20 protein-coding genes are annotated in these 16,838 nt (G+C 29.7%); 5 read left to right on the top strand and 15 right to left on the bottom strand.

The features are described from left to right. Both ACRC03_RS15825 and ACRC03_RS15820 read right to left on the bottom strand, forming a co-directional pair. Positions 1 to 290, bottom strand: a 290-nt coding sequence (locus ACRC03_RS15825; protein WP_438653563.1) for a hypothetical protein, incomplete at its 3' end; no start/stop codon positions are given. Positions 291 to 521: 231 nt separating this feature from the next. After that, entirely contained in the window at positions 522 to 1,091 is a 570-nt protein-coding gene (locus ACRC03_RS15820) for a hypothetical protein (protein WP_438653562.1), read from the bottom strand. A gap of 391 nt (positions 1,092 to 1,482) precedes the next feature. Here ACRC03_RS15820 and ACRC03_RS15815 point away from each other — a divergent pair, with 391 nt between their 5' ends. Continuing rightward, positions 1,483 to 1,866: an XRE family transcriptional regulator gene (locus ACRC03_RS15815; RefSeq protein ID WP_438653561.1), complete on the top strand. Its 384-nt coding sequence runs from the start codon at positions 1,483 to 1,485 to the stop codon at positions 1,864 to 1,866. 341 nt (positions 1,867 to 2,207) lie between these two features. On the opposite strand, the gene ACRC03_RS15810 is transcribed toward ACRC03_RS15815, so the two are convergent. After that, entirely contained in the window at positions 2,208 to 2,672 is a 465-nt protein-coding gene (locus tag ACRC03_RS15810; protein WP_438653560.1) for a hypothetical protein, read from the bottom strand. 525 nt (positions 2,673 to 3,197) lie between these two features. Here ACRC03_RS15810 and ACRC03_RS15805 point away from each other — a divergent pair. From ACRC03_RS15805 to ACRC03_RS15790, 4 genes are read left to right on the top strand one after another with little or no spacing between them, the layout of a single operon-like run. Then, positions 3,198 to 4,115 carry a hypothetical protein gene (locus tag ACRC03_RS15805; protein WP_438653559.1) on the top strand — a complete coding sequence of 306 codons (918 nt, stop codon included), beginning with the start codon at positions 3,198 to 3,200 and terminating at the stop codon, positions 4,113 to 4,115. Positions 4,116 to 4,126: 11 nt separating this feature from the next. After that, the gene (locus tag ACRC03_RS15800) at positions 4,127 to 5,665 is read left to right on the top strand and encodes a phage terminase large subunit (protein ID WP_438653558.1); all 1,539 of its coding nucleotides are present in this window, start codon (positions 4,127 to 4,129) and stop codon (positions 5,663 to 5,665) included. 17 nt (positions 5,666 to 5,682) lie between these two features. Beyond that, on the top strand, positions 5,683 to 7,125 hold the full coding sequence (locus ACRC03_RS15795) for a hypothetical protein (RefSeq protein WP_438653557.1): 1,443 nt from the start codon (positions 5,683 to 5,685) through the stop codon (positions 7,123 to 7,125). Further along, positions 7,125 to 7,817: a hypothetical protein gene (locus ACRC03_RS15790; RefSeq protein WP_438653556.1), complete on the top strand. Its 693-nt coding sequence runs from the start codon at positions 7,125 to 7,127 to the stop codon at positions 7,815 to 7,817. Before ACRC03_RS15795 ends, ACRC03_RS15790 begins: the two co-directional genes overlap by 1 nt. Before the next feature lie 19 nt (positions 7,818 to 7,836). On the opposite strand, the gene ACRC03_RS15785 is transcribed toward ACRC03_RS15790, so the two are convergent. The 12 genes from ACRC03_RS15785 to ACRC03_RS15730 form a co-directional block, all read right to left on the bottom strand. Beyond that, complete coding sequence (locus ACRC03_RS15785) at positions 7,837 to 8,337, bottom strand: hypothetical protein (protein ID WP_438653555.1); 501 nt, start codon at positions 8,335 to 8,337, stop codon at positions 7,837 to 7,839. Beyond that, on the bottom strand, positions 8,334 to 8,870 hold the full coding sequence (locus ACRC03_RS15780; RefSeq protein WP_438653554.1) for a hypothetical protein: 537 nt from the start codon (positions 8,868 to 8,870) through the stop codon (positions 8,334 to 8,336). The genes ACRC03_RS15785 and ACRC03_RS15780 overlap by 4 nt, the downstream gene beginning before the upstream one ends. Positions 8,871 to 8,875: 5 nt before the next feature. Then, the gene (locus tag ACRC03_RS15775; RefSeq protein WP_438653553.1) at positions 8,876 to 9,325 is read right to left on the bottom strand and encodes a hypothetical protein; all 450 of its coding nucleotides are present in this window, start codon (positions 9,323 to 9,325) and stop codon (positions 8,876 to 8,878) included. Between the two features lie 9 nt (positions 9,326 to 9,334). After that, positions 9,335 to 9,679 (bottom strand): hypothetical protein, encoded by a 345-nt coding sequence (locus tag ACRC03_RS15770; RefSeq protein WP_438653552.1) that lies wholly within the window; start codon positions 9,677 to 9,679, stop codon positions 9,335 to 9,337. 4 nt (positions 9,680 to 9,683) lie between these two features. Then, positions 9,684 to 10,820: a hypothetical protein gene (locus ACRC03_RS15765; protein WP_438653551.1), complete on the bottom strand. Its 1,137-nt coding sequence runs from the start codon at positions 10,818 to 10,820 to the stop codon at positions 9,684 to 9,686. A gap of 66 nt (positions 10,821 to 10,886) precedes the next feature. Continuing rightward, complete coding sequence (locus tag ACRC03_RS15760) at positions 10,887 to 11,345, bottom strand: hypothetical protein (RefSeq protein ID WP_438653550.1); 459 nt, start codon at positions 11,343 to 11,345, stop codon at positions 10,887 to 10,889. A 10-nt stretch (positions 11,346 to 11,355) separates the two neighbouring features. Beyond that, on the bottom strand, positions 11,356 to 12,174 hold the full coding sequence (locus tag ACRC03_RS15755; protein WP_438653549.1) for a hypothetical protein: 819 nt from the start codon (positions 12,172 to 12,174) through the stop codon (positions 11,356 to 11,358). A 203-nt stretch (positions 12,175 to 12,377) separates the two neighbouring features. After that, positions 12,378 to 12,887 carry a VRR-NUC domain-containing protein gene (locus ACRC03_RS15750; protein ID WP_438653548.1) on the bottom strand — a complete coding sequence of 170 codons (510 nt, stop codon included), beginning with the start codon at positions 12,885 to 12,887 and terminating at the stop codon, positions 12,378 to 12,380. After that, a complete protein-coding gene (locus ACRC03_RS15745; protein ID WP_438653547.1) occupies positions 12,884 to 13,183 on the bottom strand; it encodes a hypothetical protein in 300 nt (99 codons plus the stop codon). Before ACRC03_RS15745 ends, ACRC03_RS15750 begins: the two co-directional genes overlap by 4 nt. 5 nt (positions 13,184 to 13,188) lie before the next feature. After that, positions 13,189 to 14,007: a DNA adenine methylase gene (locus tag ACRC03_RS15740; RefSeq protein WP_438653546.1), complete on the bottom strand. Its 819-nt coding sequence runs from the start codon at positions 14,005 to 14,007 to the stop codon at positions 13,189 to 13,191. 32 nt (positions 14,008 to 14,039) lie between these two features. After that, the gene (locus ACRC03_RS15735; protein ID WP_438653545.1) at positions 14,040 to 15,335 is read right to left on the bottom strand and encodes a hypothetical protein; all 1,296 of its coding nucleotides are present in this window, start codon (positions 15,333 to 15,335) and stop codon (positions 14,040 to 14,042) included. Positions 15,336 to 15,427: 92 nt separating this feature from the next. Continuing rightward, positions 15,428 to 16,777 carry a hypothetical protein gene (locus tag ACRC03_RS15730; RefSeq protein ID WP_438653544.1) on the bottom strand — a complete coding sequence of 450 codons (1,350 nt, stop codon included), beginning with the start codon at positions 16,775 to 16,777 and terminating at the stop codon, positions 15,428 to 15,430. Positions 16,778 to 16,838: the final 61 nt, after the last annotated feature.

The raw sequence follows: 16,838 nt of genomic DNA, 5'->3' as shown, positions 1-16,838 counted from the left end.
GCAGTAGAGGAATTGTATATCGAATCTTTCAGTGCAGATGTTTGCTCACAAATAGATATTTGCATTCCGTCTAATTTATTCTTGATAGCAACCTCACTAAGTCCTGTAGTTGTAGCTAGATGCTGTACTTGTTCCTGAGTTGCGTGCTGACTAGTTCTATTCCCATTTCTATCGACTAGCCCTAAAGCTATCAAAAGACCCAAAAAATTGTTTCCTCCAAAACCACCATCGTTTGATCCATATGATGCCATTGGGTATACTACATTGTGACTTTTGTAATCGTGTTCCATATTCTCATCCTCCACATTTTTTTTTGATAGAGCTTTGATTTTTACGTAATCAAGTTCCATTGCAAAATCCAAAAAATAATTCTTTAGGTTATAAATGGTTATAGAATAATAGAAAACTCTCAGGTTACAAGGGTAAATATATTATTCACAACCCTCATAACCTACTTGTATTATATCAAAATAAGTATAAAAAATATCACAAAAATTCAAAGTTATTCACTATTTTTTATATTACAGATCCCTACCTCTCACAAAAAATACTTCTAACAAATCGTTGTATACTGCCTTTACTGTCTTTTTAACATACTTGACATACTGATAATATTTAACGTCCTTCTTCTTATATTCAGGTTTCTTGACCTCTTCTTCTATTAAATTAATATAAGCCATGAAGTTTGGATACAAGTCATTCACTCCCTCCCTAATGGAATTTTTTATTATCCGAGTGATGCATGCATAATATACATCTTCATACTCTTTTTCACTAACATATAAGTTCTCTCCTTCCTCTAATTCAATATGGTAAAACCGATCTACAATATGCTTCGTGATGATGTCTAACAAATCAGACAGTGTAAGTTCCAATTTTTTTGCTTCAAGCGACATGTCCTCTAAAAATTGACTAATAAAAATTATTTCGCTTGGATCATATATATAACTGTATTCACATTTTATTTCTACTAAGCCTTCTTCAGAAGGACAAAACTTTTTATTGTAAATGCGTATTCCGTCGATTTCTATTCCTTCGACTAAACCTTTGTTAAACTTCTCAAAAGGACATGAATTATTTTCTTTGTTCATTTTTTACCTCTTCAATCATTATGCACAAGAAGAGAAAGCTTATATATGTTTACAAATTTACCAATAAGGTATAACATATACCTTATGTGGAAGCTAACTGATTTTGAAGACGCTTAGCTTTCCTTCTTGATATCAATTATAGCACATAACACATTTCTATCCAATAATATATTTACTTATATATATATTTACTTTTTTTTATTAATTTATATTTTTAGTATATTTGTGAATCTGACTTATACTAATTTAGAAATAAAAAAGCATCAAAAATATAGTATATATACAGTAAATTTACTATATTTATAACCCTATTTACTAATTAAAAAATAATTAATAAAAAGCTATTGTATTTTTTTTTACTGCCATATAATAGATATTTTATATATCGAGTATGACTTTAAAAGAAGATAACGAGATATCAGAACGACTTTTACAAAGTGATATCGTACATTTGAACATGGTAATGCACATCAAAAAAAGTTTAAGACAAGAATTGTCTAAAACTTTGTCAGTGATACTAAAGGAAGGGTGGAAACAGAAATATTTAGCAAAGATCTTAGACCTTGATCAACCTAAAATTAGTCAGATAAAAAACCAATCTCCTAAATCTTCTTTTAGTGAAATGATGATGATGAAATTTCTAAAAATCTTAGGGGTGAACACTATTATCGATGTTGGGCAAAAACATATATCAGACATAATTCACTTTTACCCTAGTGAAGATCATTCACTAGAAAAACTGAAAAAGAGTATGATTCAAAGTGAAAAAGAATAGGAGTAAAATTTAGTCACAATTTTACTCTCATTCTTCTTATTAAAAAATTTGACTCCTTTTTCAAGGAATCCCTATAAAAGCAATTTACCAAGTTATCAAAAAGATTATTTATATCAAACGCCGTTAAAACCCAAAGGCTAAAGACCTTTGGGTAGTTCACCTTGCCAAAATGGTGAATATTCACATTCCAACATCTCACAAAAGAGATTTAACAACTCCTCGTAATACACTATAGCATTCATTAATCTTTCATCTTTGAATTTTTCTGATTCAACAAAGAAGTCTATTACTTCTTGAAGTCTATTACTTCTTTGTTAAATATTGTTTTTAGTTTGCTCATATTAAAATCCTCTTATATAAATCTTCTTCACTAAGAAATCTAATACATTGTTATAATGCTCTGATTTTGTAATATCTTTATTATTTAGGTGCAAATCAATAATTTCACTCATTGCGTCATCATATGCCATATATTCAATTGAACGTAGCGGGGTTGTCTCATATGGAACTCTGCTGTTTATTGAATATTCTAATTCACTTTTTATGTTTTCTATTTGTTCGTGATATTTGCGATCAGATGGATCGCGATGATATGTTATATCTAATATATCACTTGCTATTTCTTCAATAGTTATTTCATATAATATTATACTGTCTGTTATGCTCTCTTCCTCTTTCTCTTCCTCTTTTCTCTCTTCAAAAGATTCAATTATATTCTGTAATACTCTCTTAGCTCGCCCTACATTATCGTATAGGTCATATGTAAAAAAATTGTTGAGTTTGCTGTTTTGACTTTCTTGATTCATAAAATCCTCTGTTCAATAAGTTAAAAAATAAACTTTTAGAAAGAGGAAAATTATGCTATACTTCTTATGTGAAGATAGTGATGAGGTCAAAAACGTCTCTATCTTCCAATTTCTATTAATTAAATAATATCATTTATCATTTATAATTGCAACAAATATCGGAAATATTTTAATCTCTATTATAGATGTAATAATACACATATTAATATATTAATTACTACCTAATATTATATTAATACTCATTGCTAATATAGCGAATACTATTAAATACAGTACATTGTTAATATATGCCATTTAGTATATTATTAATATATTTTTTTCTTCTTGTTTCTTGTTTCTTTTTTGACTCACTTTTTTTAAGAAATACCTAATTGCTTAATAAATAATATTTCAATCAAAACTAACTAGTTAAAATATAAATAAGTATACAAGTATTACCTATATATATATCAAAATAAAGATTATCATTAATCAAGAACTATGCTACTATTAGCATAAATATTCTGGTTACAACTGAATTACAAAATGCCAAATTATGAAGATATAAAAGAAGGTTCAAATACGGTAACTAGAATCAAAGTAAAAAAAAGAAAAATCAAGCATCATATTACTGAATATACATATAAGCCCGCTGTTGAAACTGTGAGAAAGAAGAGAGGAAGAAAACAAAAATACGACCCTGAAAGTAAAGCCTTAAATATAGTAAATCCTAATGATGCAAGTTATAAATTAAATAAATTCTTCAAGGGACTTATTAAAAATAAGCATACAATACCAACATTTGAGGAATGTATGGGAGATGATAGTAATAGCTTTACGCTTAAATGTATCTTCTATGATATAGATTTTACTGATGAGATACAGAGAAAAACATTTGCATCAAGATATACAAAAGTAAAAAGTGATTTCTTCAAAGATGCAGAGAAAAAGCTTAAAGCAACATTACAAAACAAATACACCAACATACAGGATTGTCTTACTGATGAAAAAATAATTGAATACTTCAAGCAAGTTATGAGTGAGAATAGCCATATGTTCGACGTTACACAAGGGGGAAAATACATATTCGATTTATCTAAGATGAGCGGTAAATTGGAAGGATTATACGCTACATTATCAACTGATAATATACTAAAAGATAAGAAGAAAATCGAGCAATTACGCAATGAGTTGCAAAAAAAGCAATTGGAGCTTGATTATTACACTATGGAGTTGAGTTATGGAGAAGTCTATTTAAGAAAATCAGAGATTATTACAGAGCTAGACGGCAATAATCTTAATAGGATGTTAATAAACAAAACTAAGAGAGTAATAAAATCTACGGAATCAGAGTTAAAGAATATCAATAACAAAGCTACAAAGGACGAAATAGATATTACTAAGAAGAAGCAAGCCATATTAGACGTATATAAAACTGCTAAAGATATAGTAAAAAAGGTATAGGTATATTATATATGAGATTAAAACGTTTCGATTTTTATGCATCTATTAATAAATATGCAGAAACTAAGTATACTAAAAAACAAATAGATGCAATGTATTATATTACAGATGATACATTAATAGACTTTGAAAGTCTTTATACACTATCAGAGAAACAAAAAATTATATTTGATAGGACTAAAAACACAAATCAGATAATCCTAGCACATGGAGCTAAGAGAGCAGGAAAAACTAAAGCTATGATATTGTCTTCTTTGAAGGATATATACGATTATTCACGCATACCTAACAGACGCCCTGCTATCTTCTTAGTAACATCAACAACTGAAAGGTTAGCATCAGCACACTTTTTACAAGAGAGTAATGATATATTTGAGCAAGCAGGATTAAAAGATCGTTTTAATGATAGTGGGCATGTATCATCTTGTAAGATATTCGGTATTACTGTTTGGTTTTTGGGATTAAGTCGTACAGATGCATATTCAAAAATAAAAGGACAAACTGTATTTGGATGGTTAGGAACAGAGATAACAGAGTACGATAAAATCAACTTCGAGAAGTGTTTTGATAGGTTGTCAGCAGGCAAAGCAAATATATATTTTGATTCAAATCCTAATAGCACTAGTCACTGGGTTTTTAAAGATTATATTATTAAAAATAGAAAGGTTAAATTAGGAACAAAAAGTAAAATATCATTATTACATTTTAATTATCTTGATTCATTAAGTCTGTTTGAAGGAGTAAATGACTTCTGGGCATTACAAGAGAATATATACAAAGGTAAGAACACTAACATATCAACGGAAGATATGGAAGCATTATATACTAAATTATTGAAACGTGAATATCTAGAGGTTGAAGATAAAGAGGCATTTAACATTATAAGCAAGTGCAATATACAAGAGACAGAGCTATCGGATAAATTCGGTTTCTGGGTTGCGTCTCAAAATGAGCCATTAAAAAATCTTACAATGCATTATCTTGATAAAAATATCATTAGACAATGCTATAGTGTTGCATTCTTAGACCTAGCAAATACAGCAAATGAAAATAGTTGTTACACAGCACTAGCAATTGCATATAGATATGACACACCTATATCACATTGTTATTATTTTATAGGAAAATTATTTGCAAAGCCATATTATGAGACCTACGACCAAGTAATTGAAATATTAGAAGAGTTTGAAGTTAATAATTTCTACTTTGATTTGCATGGGGCAGGCGTTGGAATGAAAGACTTACCCCAATTCTCTAAGTATGGAGGCATTGGATTACTACAGAGTCGTAATAAATTATCTAGAATATCTGATATGTCATTGTTAATTGACAATGGAGTATTAAAAGCGTCTTCATTTTGTGAGAATGATTTTTTCCATCAAGTTAAGAGTTTTAGATTTGCAGAGAAAGCAGATAACAATAATATTGTTGTTAGAAAAATCAAAGGATATTGTGATGCACCTGATGCGTTAGAATCAGCTTTAAGAGTGTTAATTAAAGGAGCAGAGCGATTTAATGAAGATGATAAAGAAGTATTTAAATCTATTTGAAGAGGCATAAATAATATATGAATATAAATGATTATAATGATTACAGGAATAAATCAAGCAGTAACAAAGAGAATAATGTACATAATTTTTATAATAAAGATGAACAAGAAAAAATTAATTTTTTTGGGTTAGAATCAGCCCACACAGCAACACTTAAAAAGGTAATATTTCAATTATCATCTAAAATGATGGAAAAGGCGTGTTTGGATGTATTAACCAATGGTTTTAGTTATGAACAGGTACAAGACCCTAATTATGAAATTGGAGAAGATACTATAATCAAGCGGGAAAGATTGGGCGATTTGCGTGATATTATGTATACATTGCCAATACAGACATTAAAATATGTAGAAAGCTTTGTATCTATTACAGATATTATTACAAGATGTTTTATCGAAACTGATAGCCCTATTATTAACAAAGAAAGCAACCAATACATATATACAAATGAAATGTCAGGCAAACGAATAGTATATTACGGATTTGTCTTTTCTGATTATGACACGAAAGCAAAAGGAGAAAAAGACAAATCTATTCAATGCGAATATAATAATACTCAAACGCAAGAAAAAATATATATCAAAGCCCCAGAAGGAAGAAGGGAATTATTGGGCATACAGCCATTACAAAAAACTGTTTCACCAAGTACAAAGGAGATTGAATACACAGCAATATTAAAAAATAAAAAAGTGGTATTTGATGAAGAGCTTGTTATTACGACTGAATACGGTTCTTATGATGAATTGTTTAAATCATTGTTTAGGTTACAGGCAATGCTATTAGAAAATATGAGTGATAAAATAGAAACATCAAAATTTTTACATGTAAAAGCACCAAATGAATATTTTAATTTGAAGCCATCAGAAAAGAATATATATACTGAAGCATTCCAAAAATTAGTCAATGGAGAAAATGGAGGGATTATTACAACAAACGCATATGATATTTCTTTACAGACTACTAGTTACTCAGGTTCATTAGAAAAAACAGGGTTAGAACTATTAAGTAATACAATAGGGTTTGTTACAGGTATACCTCAAAGCGTATTGTTTGGTACGCAACAGAAAGGTTGGAGTTCTGAAAATCAAGAAGACAAATTAAAATATGATTTCTTTTTAAAGATGCTAGCAGAAAATTTTTTCTTACCTATCATGCACCAATTCTGTAAAATATGTCAATTGGCAGATTATAAAAAGCTAGAATATAAAACAAATGCATTAATCAGAGAAAAAATAAATATTTTTAATACAGAAGTGCCAGAAGAATTAAAAACAGATGAGAGATTATATTATATTGGTTTAGAGATAGATAAATTAATAGGACTTGATTCTAAAGCTAAAGCAGAAATCAAAAAACAGATAGGAGTTGAAAAAGATGGCAAAGATAGTATTGAAGATATAAAAAAGAAACCTAATAATAGTAAAAATAGTAACAAATCATCTCAAAGAAATAGTAAATAATGCATGAAGTTGAAAAATTAGAATTACAAAAGAAAGATAAAAAGAAAAAGCAATTAGAACATAATGCTATTATCTATTATGGGATGGTAGCATTAGGAATATTAAATTATGCTTTCATTGAGAAAAATACACGTATACCTTTAAAAAAGGTAGCGACATATATTATTAATAATGCAGAAAATTATGCAGATACTTCTTTAAAACAAGAAGACGAAAGTAAATTATATAAACCTTTTGAAAAAGTGGGGATGACAAATAATAAGCAACATGAGTATGTTGTACTAGATTTAGCTATTTATAGCAGTCTTATATACCTTGCAGAAATTGAAAGAATCAAGAATATTAAAGATGTAACACTTGAATATAAAAAAGAACTACAAGAGATTGCAAAACTTCAAGCAATAAAGAATCTTACAAATAGATTTGTCAAGCATATGTCTTTACTTTCTTTAATGGAATTTTGTAGATTATATGAAGGGGAAAAAGCTAGTTGGGATCCGAGTTTTTCCATTATAAAGAGAAAGCCACATATTGCAGTATATAACAAGACTTTTATTGTTGGTATTGGTATGCTAAATGTACCATACTCACCTAGTGAGGTCGTTGTATATCTACCTTACAAAGGATTGCATCCTATGCAACTTATAAATTGTAAGTGTGGTATGACTCTTTTAAACTTTATACCTATTTAACATTTTTTTACTTCATCTATTATTTATCTATTTTTGTATTATTTTCTATATCACTTATATCTATATCACTTATATCAGTATATGTGTCTATATCTAATTCAATTTCTTTTATGATTGTTATATCAACATTACCTTTTGTTAGAGGGTCATCAATATCTATAACATCTTCTAATACTTGGGTTGAAAATAAATACCCTTCTTTAATTTTTGTTTGTGTTATTGTTGTTGCCCTTTTTAATGACATTAACATTCCTATACTGTGAGTGTTTGTCATTGCTGTAGTTGCATGTTCATGTAATGTGTAACTTACTACATAGTTATAATCACTTAATTTTACTATCTGTTTTATTTCAAAAAAAAAAGTGTATAGATTTGTTTTGTCTGATATAGAATTATATTCATATTCATTCATGATATTAATAGCTTTATGTGGTTTAGCGGGTTTCATTTCTTGTAATGTATTTGTAATTTGCTCTTGTAATTTTAATGCTAATACAAAATATTCACCCTGTGTACTCATGATATAGCCAGAAGCGTTTCTTTTGACATAAATCTAGCTCTTACACTCATTTGTGCTTGTCTACTATCTATAAACCATTTGTCTTGTCCCTTTTGTTTTATAGTTGATGGGGCATTGTGCATTCGATAGGGATTTGATTCTATAAATTGTCTTACTATTCTTACTAATTCTTGACATGCTTGTTGCATGTTTAAATTGCTACTTTGAGAACTAAATTGACGTAATATTGTCATTATTCTTGAAAGATTAGCAGGATTATTAAAAGCGTCTACTATATAATTTCTACCTTTCTCTATTTCATATTGAAATAATTGGGCGTTTGTTGTTTTTGATTCACCTTTAGATGATCTAAATATATTTCTATATGCAGGAGTGCCAGTTTTAGCTGATAGTTTTTTTATTTCTGTTAATGAAGATTTTTTATGACTTACTTTTGCTCTTGCATTATTTTCAGAAAATACACCAACTTGAAAATGGTATTGCTCAACCTTATCTTTTATTTTATCCCAGTCAATATTTACTTTAACATTCATGTTTTTTATGTAGTGATAACATCTGTTACACTTTTAACTATCATTCTTAAATAATCAGGGTTTTCTACTATTTCTTTTGCTATTTTTTTTGCTATTACATCTATTTGTTGCTCACTCATTCTTGTGGCAGGTGCATTTATATTTGCTAGTGCAGTATCTAATGGAACAGATGTACTTGTAGTTGGGTCTAATACCATAAAAGCAGTGGATGTATCTAATGCTGTTGTTAATTGAGTATTTGTTACCGCACTACTGATTCTAGTTTCAAAACTTTGGCAAGTAGTTTCTAAGTCTACGGGAGTTGTGGCATCTTTGTACAACCCTGATTTTTCTGCATATCCAGACAAATCAGGAGCAGAACCGCCTCCACTGCTAACTTCTGATATAGCTCCTACAAGTGTATTAATAGTCTCATTATCTTTAGGAAGAATTAAGAGTTTTTCAGTATAAGTCATAAAATTACCTTAAAGAATTTGAACTTGTAACGGTGCATTTTTTCTGTTGAGGATAGCACCTAAAAACCCATGAGAAGGAAGATATATACTAGTCATATATCCATGTATAAATTCATCATATAATATAGCTACATTTATAGAATCAATATAATTTCCACTATCTATTCCATTTTCTATTGGAGCAATAATATTTATATTTACAGTCGATTCTTCATCCTTGATATTTTTATAATAATAGATAGAAAACAACTTAAATATAGCACTATATTTAGATATAGCAGGCGAATTTACTGAGCTTAATAATATATTTGCTTCTGTAAAATCAAATTCATCTAAATTCACACTATTTGCCATACTATTATTTTACAAAACTTTTTTCGACCAAATTGTTAATCTTCTCTTCTAGTTGTTCATTTTTTCTTTCTATTTCAGTATATTTTTTCTTCAATGCTTTTAATTCAATATCTGAAGCAGATTGTTTTTGCATTGAATTTTTCATTAATGCAGAATCAGTCATGAAGTCTTTATATAAAATCACTTTTGTAGGGTCTTCACATATCACAGATCCTATAGTGTTTTTAACACGGAAATTTACAATATCTTGATCTCTTTGGAAAGCACTGATGCCAAGTAATTTACCATATAATAAAGTTGAATAATTTTGCTCAATTACTAGCATTGTATTTTTAATCAAATCACATGGTACTATTTGCACTTCAGGTAGTTGCTCTTTTACGAAACTTTCCATTGTCATATAAGGAGCTGACCCTGCATTAAATTGCTTGAATGTAGCTCTTAATATATCGGATGATATTAAAATAAGTACATCATTTAAATTTGATATATTAGGACTTCCCGATAGGACATTAGAAAAACTGAAATAATTTCTTATTTCACTTGTAATTTTTTCTAATCCATCTAAATCACCTTTTATTATAGTCGCTGTTAATCCTGCATCTACAGGGTTGGTAGCAATATCATAAAAAGATGAAAGATTTCTCTTAGGGTCAGCTTTTTGATCAGGTGTTTGTTTTATTCCTTTTAAATGGACAAGATCTATTCCAACAACTGCTCTATATGCACATGCTTTATAAAAAGCTTCAGCAAGATTAGCATCAATTGTTTGCATTATATTGTCATAATTCCAATCTGAGGTTGTTTCTAGACTCTCACCAACAGTTAAGATGTTCCCCATTCCTTTTTGTATAGCAACATTGGCAAGTTCATATTGAGTATCACCTTTTTCTACTACTTTGTTTGTATAATTAACTTTTGCATTACTATCTCCATACATTCCTTCGAATGGATTGTCTCGGAATTCAACTTTACTAAATACTATTGAATGACTCCCAGAACGATCAAGTACGTTTACTGCTTTTAGTTTTGTGCCACTGAAAATACTCTGTCTATTTACATTATCTGGGAATACTCTTCCATACATCATAGTTGATGTAAACTCACTTAATGTGATAACGTCATTTGTTATTGTAAACATAAATTTTACCTTTTATTTTATTAAAAATATCATAAGAATGAACTCTCCTTCCTGCTATCTATCTGCTCATGCTGGTGGTGTTGGTGTTGGAATCCCCATGCCACGTAAAATATTATGTTCTAGCACTACACAATCGTCATCTCCATTTGCACTTGCGTCTGTCATTGCCATGCCAACTATAATATCTCCAGCAACAGCTTTGATGTATCTCCCACTTGCTATAGTAAGTAAATCACCCGCTTTGATTCCTGATTCTGTTAAACATCTTACAACTGTTTGAGTTGTGCTATCTTGAAGAATAATGCTGTAACTATGCTTTGGTATATATGTTTGTTCTCTTACTATTCCATAATAACCAATAGCATCTTGAGCAACTACTATTAATAGTCCTTCTTTTGCTACAGGTACACCTGCTATCAATCCCGCTTCTTCTCCATCTTTAGGGGTTAATCCTTTTGCTTCAGGCTTTCCTTGCACTGGTCTGCCATATACTAAATTACCTTTACTACTATAGTAAGTACTCATATCACCTCTTCTAATAACTACGTTTCGTTCTTGGTTTTTCAGCATCTAAATCTTTTCGCAATACAACTAATTGTTTTGCATATTTCTCTTGATACTCATCTTTTGTTAAATTCTTTAACATTGGATTAATTCTATTTGCTCCAATGATCGACATATTTACTGCATCTCCAAAATTATAATCAGTAATGTATACAGGCTCTCCTACAGTATAATTTGAATTATATTTTGCATGCTCTTTCCTTTGTTGTGTACTATGCTCATACTCACGATTTTTCATTTGCTTTAGTGTCTCAGAGTATGCATGCTCTAATACTTCAGGTTTTACTATACGTCTATTCTTAAAATCAGATCTTGAATAAAGCTCTTTTATCTCAGAGTATTTAGGATCAAATTGCAACATTTTGTCATTTAAATCTAACTCTTCATTAATAATTGCTAAATCCATTAATTTGCATGCTTCAGCATATGAAATTCTATTTTCTTCTACTTCAGTTTCTAGCCATTCCAATGAAGATTTTATGACTTCTTGTTGTCTATCTTTCCCGAATGGAAGCCTTGTAACTGCTATTCTTTTATCGTACCATATTTCAGCTTTTGCATTATTTTCTATTTCTTTTTTTTCTCGATATTCATCAGCTTCTATTTCAACTCTTTTATCCAATTTTTTTCTTTCTTGACTTTCTTTTTCTTGATTGGCTTTTTGGATATTTATAAATGTCTCCGCAAGTCCTTTCATTATTTCAGGATCTTCTAGTATTTCTTTGATTTTTACTGTTTTATCTACTGGTGTATTTTCGCCAGTATTTGCTATATCAGTGTCAGAAGTCATAGTTATTATTATTATAGATTACATATGTATTATCTATAATAGTATACTATTTCTAGTATATTATCAATTTTTATATCATTCTTTATATAGAAATTATCTCGATATTATCCTCATTTTATCTAATCTCTTAGCATCTTTTTATGTCTAAATAATAATGATTGCATATCGACACCCGTAGAGATACCTACTTTCTCTATGAATTGCTAATCTTTGTTTAATTTTTCTAATTGTTTTGCTTCCTTTCTCTTTAATTTTTCTAATTGTTTTGCTTCCTTTCTCTTTAATTTTTCTAATTGTTTTGCTTCCTCTTTTTCTTTTGCTATTCTAGCATATTCTATATCTTGTTCTAATAATAATGTTTCAACCCTAATAATATCTTTATCTAATAAATCTTGTATCTGGTCGAGACTTCTGACTACTCTTGTTTCTATTCCTAGAACTTTTATTATATTTAGTATGTGTTTTTGATCTGCACTTAATACACCTTTTTCTGATTTGCATTCAATATATAGCATAATAGTATTCCCATTTGTTTCTCTTCCTATTACCGTGAGATCTGGGATGCCTTTCATCCATCCATGTTTTTTCATTTGGATAGTATATACAATAGGATTATCCCACCCTTGTCTTACATTTTGATAGTTCATCCATACACAATACCCTTTAAACCGTAATGCAGATACTATTAATGCTTGCAATTCATTCTCTTTCATTTTTCCCCTATCAGTTCTGTGAAAAAATCAAAAACAGGATAATCCAAATCTAGTACATGTTTGCCATATTTTGGGTTATATAATACAAAATCTGCTTTGAGTGAATCAATACTATCACATATAGCTAATTGTCTAGTAAATAGTTTTTGGCTTAAAGAATTAGAAGTAACTAAAAATTTATTTGGTGGTACGTATTCATATCCACATACTTTGTCTAAAAAGTCGTGGACACAATCTTGAACATATTTTCCATTTTGATTAGCATTTCTTCCTGAAATTATATTCTTTTTTGACATAATTATTAGTAATTATTAGTAATTAAAAGTTCACAAATAGGAATTCTATTATTACTTTTGCAACTTATTACCCTTGGGGAAATAATCTTTTCTATTGTAAAGAAATCTTTGTCAGAGTAAAGATCTCTGATAAATTCAGTATTAGAATTAGAAACCATTATATTTACTCCTTTTTTTATTAAAGTTATAATAAAATCTCTAAGTCTTATTTGTTCGTATTCTGCAAAACCATTAAATATATATTTTGTAAAAGATGTATCCTTAATAGGGTGATACGGAGGGTCAAAATACACAAAATCACCTATATTAGGAATTATCCTTGAAAAATCTTGATATTTTACATCTGTGTTCTGCAATATAAGATTCACAGCATTAATATTTGCTTCGTCTAGTATATTAGGGTTTTTATACCGACCTATCGGGGTATTAAAATAATTTTCCGAATTAACTCGGAACAATCCATTGAAACATGTCGCTAATAAATAAATAAATCTAGCTGTATTCTCTATTGGACAAGATAATTCTTGCAAATCTCTTATTTTATAATAATATTCTTTTGAATGATTTTCTTTATGAATTTTTAGTAGATTAATTAAATTGTGTGGGTCTGTTTTTATAACATTGTAGGCAATCATTAAATCAGGGTTTAGATCTGATATATAGCTATAATTCACTTTATTTGCTATTTCGAAAAACAATGCACCACCACCAACAAATGGTTCGTAATAATTGTTGATATTCACAGGAAGATGTAATAATAAATCTTTTATAACCCCTCTTTTCCCTCCAACCCATTTAACAAATGGGTGTGCTTTTTTCTTCACTCATACTCCATTGCATATTATATACTATACTATCATGCCTGCTCAGTCATTTTTCCTACATCCATCACTTTTCCAAACCTTCCTATTGCGGTTACCATATATGGAGTAAAAGAAAATTCATTATTTCCAGAAACAGCCTCAAAACTAGCATATAAAAGCTCCGTTTGAATCAATTCTTTTGTTACCTTAATGTCATCGGAATGGACTCTTGGAAAATATATATTTGGCAAATATGTTCTTCTTCCATAAAATAAAAGATAATCTTGTACATTATCTTGTGCATACTTGTAATTTCCAACGCTACTTTGTTCCACCACACTATTTATTATTAGCATGCTGCAATCTAGATAATACTCAAAAACACCTAGAAACGTTATCGGCACATATGCCAGCCCTGTATATGGTATATATCCCGTAACACCACCCTTTTTTTTAAGTGGTTCTAATGGGAAAAAAAACGTGGTTGTATCAGTTATGCTAAAGAAATTTTCATCTATTTCGTTTCTATCACAATAAATTGCATCAATATACCCTCCATTTTCATCATATTTTGCATAATAGAAAATGTTATCAATATTATTGATTGTATATCGGCACTTTATTCTATGTCTTAAAACTCTTGCTAGAATACCTACTATTCTTACTCCTTCTATAAAAAGATCTGTAGCTTTTGTACTTTCAGTATCAGTAAACCCTATATTCCCCCTTAAATAAAGTTCTTCTAAAAACCCATTTAAAACATCTGTTCCTATAATATTGATTATAAAAATAGCTTCTGTATCTAAAATATCAACATCTATACAAAAACTTGTATTGTCTGGATATGCAGATAAATCAACTATAATCGAGTGATCTGCTGTATTTATATCAGCACTTACTATCGGGATATAGATTGGTTCTACAAATACATCACCTCCACCACCACTATTTTCTAAATTTGTTACTCTTCCTGTTAAATGTGTTATTGCTGTTGTGTTTGTCTTAACTTCATTTTCTATATCAGTAACAACTTTATCCAGCACTTCAGGTGCTGGTGTGTCTAGTGTTGGATTTATTGCTGTAAAGTTCGTTGCTGTATCTAAATCTTCTAGCTTTGCATATTCAGTTAAATCTGGTAATTCACCACCTCCACCAAACTCTGCTATGCTCCCAACAGTAGTAGCCCTAGCCTCATATTTACCATTCACTACTGTTTCCATATACAATCTGTCTTCAGGTTGCAAATCAGTAACTAGACCGCCTGTAGATTCTATGATTTCATCAATAGTAATTTCTCCTACTGCATCTGCTCTAGGAGATACTGCAACAGGAGAATTGTTTTTTGCCAAACTAAGGACGCTTTCTGTTAGACTGCTCAGTGCATTCTTAGATTTTATTTTGAATTTCTGTTGTACCATTTTATTTCTTAAAAATAATTGAACTAATTTTTTTCATTAATAGAAACTGGGAAAGAAAATTCACCTTTTTCAAAATAGGTTACTGTTCCCATTGCATGCGGGACGGAAGACGTTGTTTGCACCCATATTCCATTGGAAATCGAAATTTCTCCGCCTTGTATTATAGCAGTGGTAGTATATGTTTTGCTCAAATGCACATGCGTGCCAAAACAATTGATTCTGCTCTCAACAGTTGTATGGGAAGTTTCTTCAGTCACAATTTGCCCACCATTCATCAAGTCTCTATATACCCGTAGGATCTCTTTAGTCAAATTACTGTTATATTTAGAAACTTTATAAAAATTCGCAATCTCAGTATATACTGAAACTACCTGATCCACAGAACCTGAATTCAAGTCGCCTATATAGCTTCTCAAGAGTATAATCAAATTCGTCATACTATTACCTACCAGTCCGTTTATCGAGCCTGACACGCTTATAACAGGGATATGGTGCAAACTATCTAGTAATGTATTGGTATTATAGACTATATGTGCATTCGATGAGATCTTACCCAACTTGTACACTGCTGATGAGTTAACAGATGTAAACAAAGCATTGTTATCATTGTTTTTGAGACAAAATATCATCGTATCCGATAAAAAAGTCGCTACTCCAGTACTAGAAACATATGTCCATGGAACAAAAAACTCATCTATATTGAAATAACCTACTATTTTCGTAAGATCTTCAGAAAACTCTATTGAAAAAGTATCACCGTCTAGCATGTACATAGGAATAGTAGCATCTCCCAATGCTATCTCTTTATATATTATAATATTGGTAGAAAATATTTCTGTAATATTAGCATCTTTAAAAAAAGAAATAGGAGATTGTATTGTTGACCTGTTTAACAAATTGTTATCCCCTGTCGCACTGTTATTGTTATATGTAATATCTGATGTAACTGTGAATACTTCCGTAGGTTCGATACTGATTTTCCTTATATTAGACTCAGAGAGATTAAATACGTGAATTATGTCTCCTATTTTTAGGTTCACCAGATGCAATGTTTTGTATCTCTTATCAATAATTTGAATTTGTAAACAGTCAATATCTACGCCATCAGTTGTGACATCCCAATTAAATACCAAACTAACTATCTCGTCCTCTATTTGATCTATTGTTTTAGAAACTATGCTCCCAACAGTAGTAGCCCTAGCCTCATATTTACCATCTACTACTTTTTCCATATACAATCTGTCTTCAGGTTGCAAATCAGTAACTAGACCGCCTGTAGAGTCTACTATTTCATCAATAGTAATTTCTCCTACTGCATCTCTTGGTTCTTGTTGCGGTGATATATTATTTTTTGTTTTTTTAATAATATCCATATTTTGCTACTATCTACTATTATATATATTTTGCTACTATCTACTATTATATATTATACCA

The organism is Romboutsia sp. (assembly GCF_051659545.1).
Classification (GTDB): domain Bacteria; phylum Bacillota; class Clostridia; order Peptostreptococcales; family Peptostreptococcaceae; genus JBOFOR01.
This window is presented reverse-complemented; position numbering and strand designations above follow the sequence as displayed.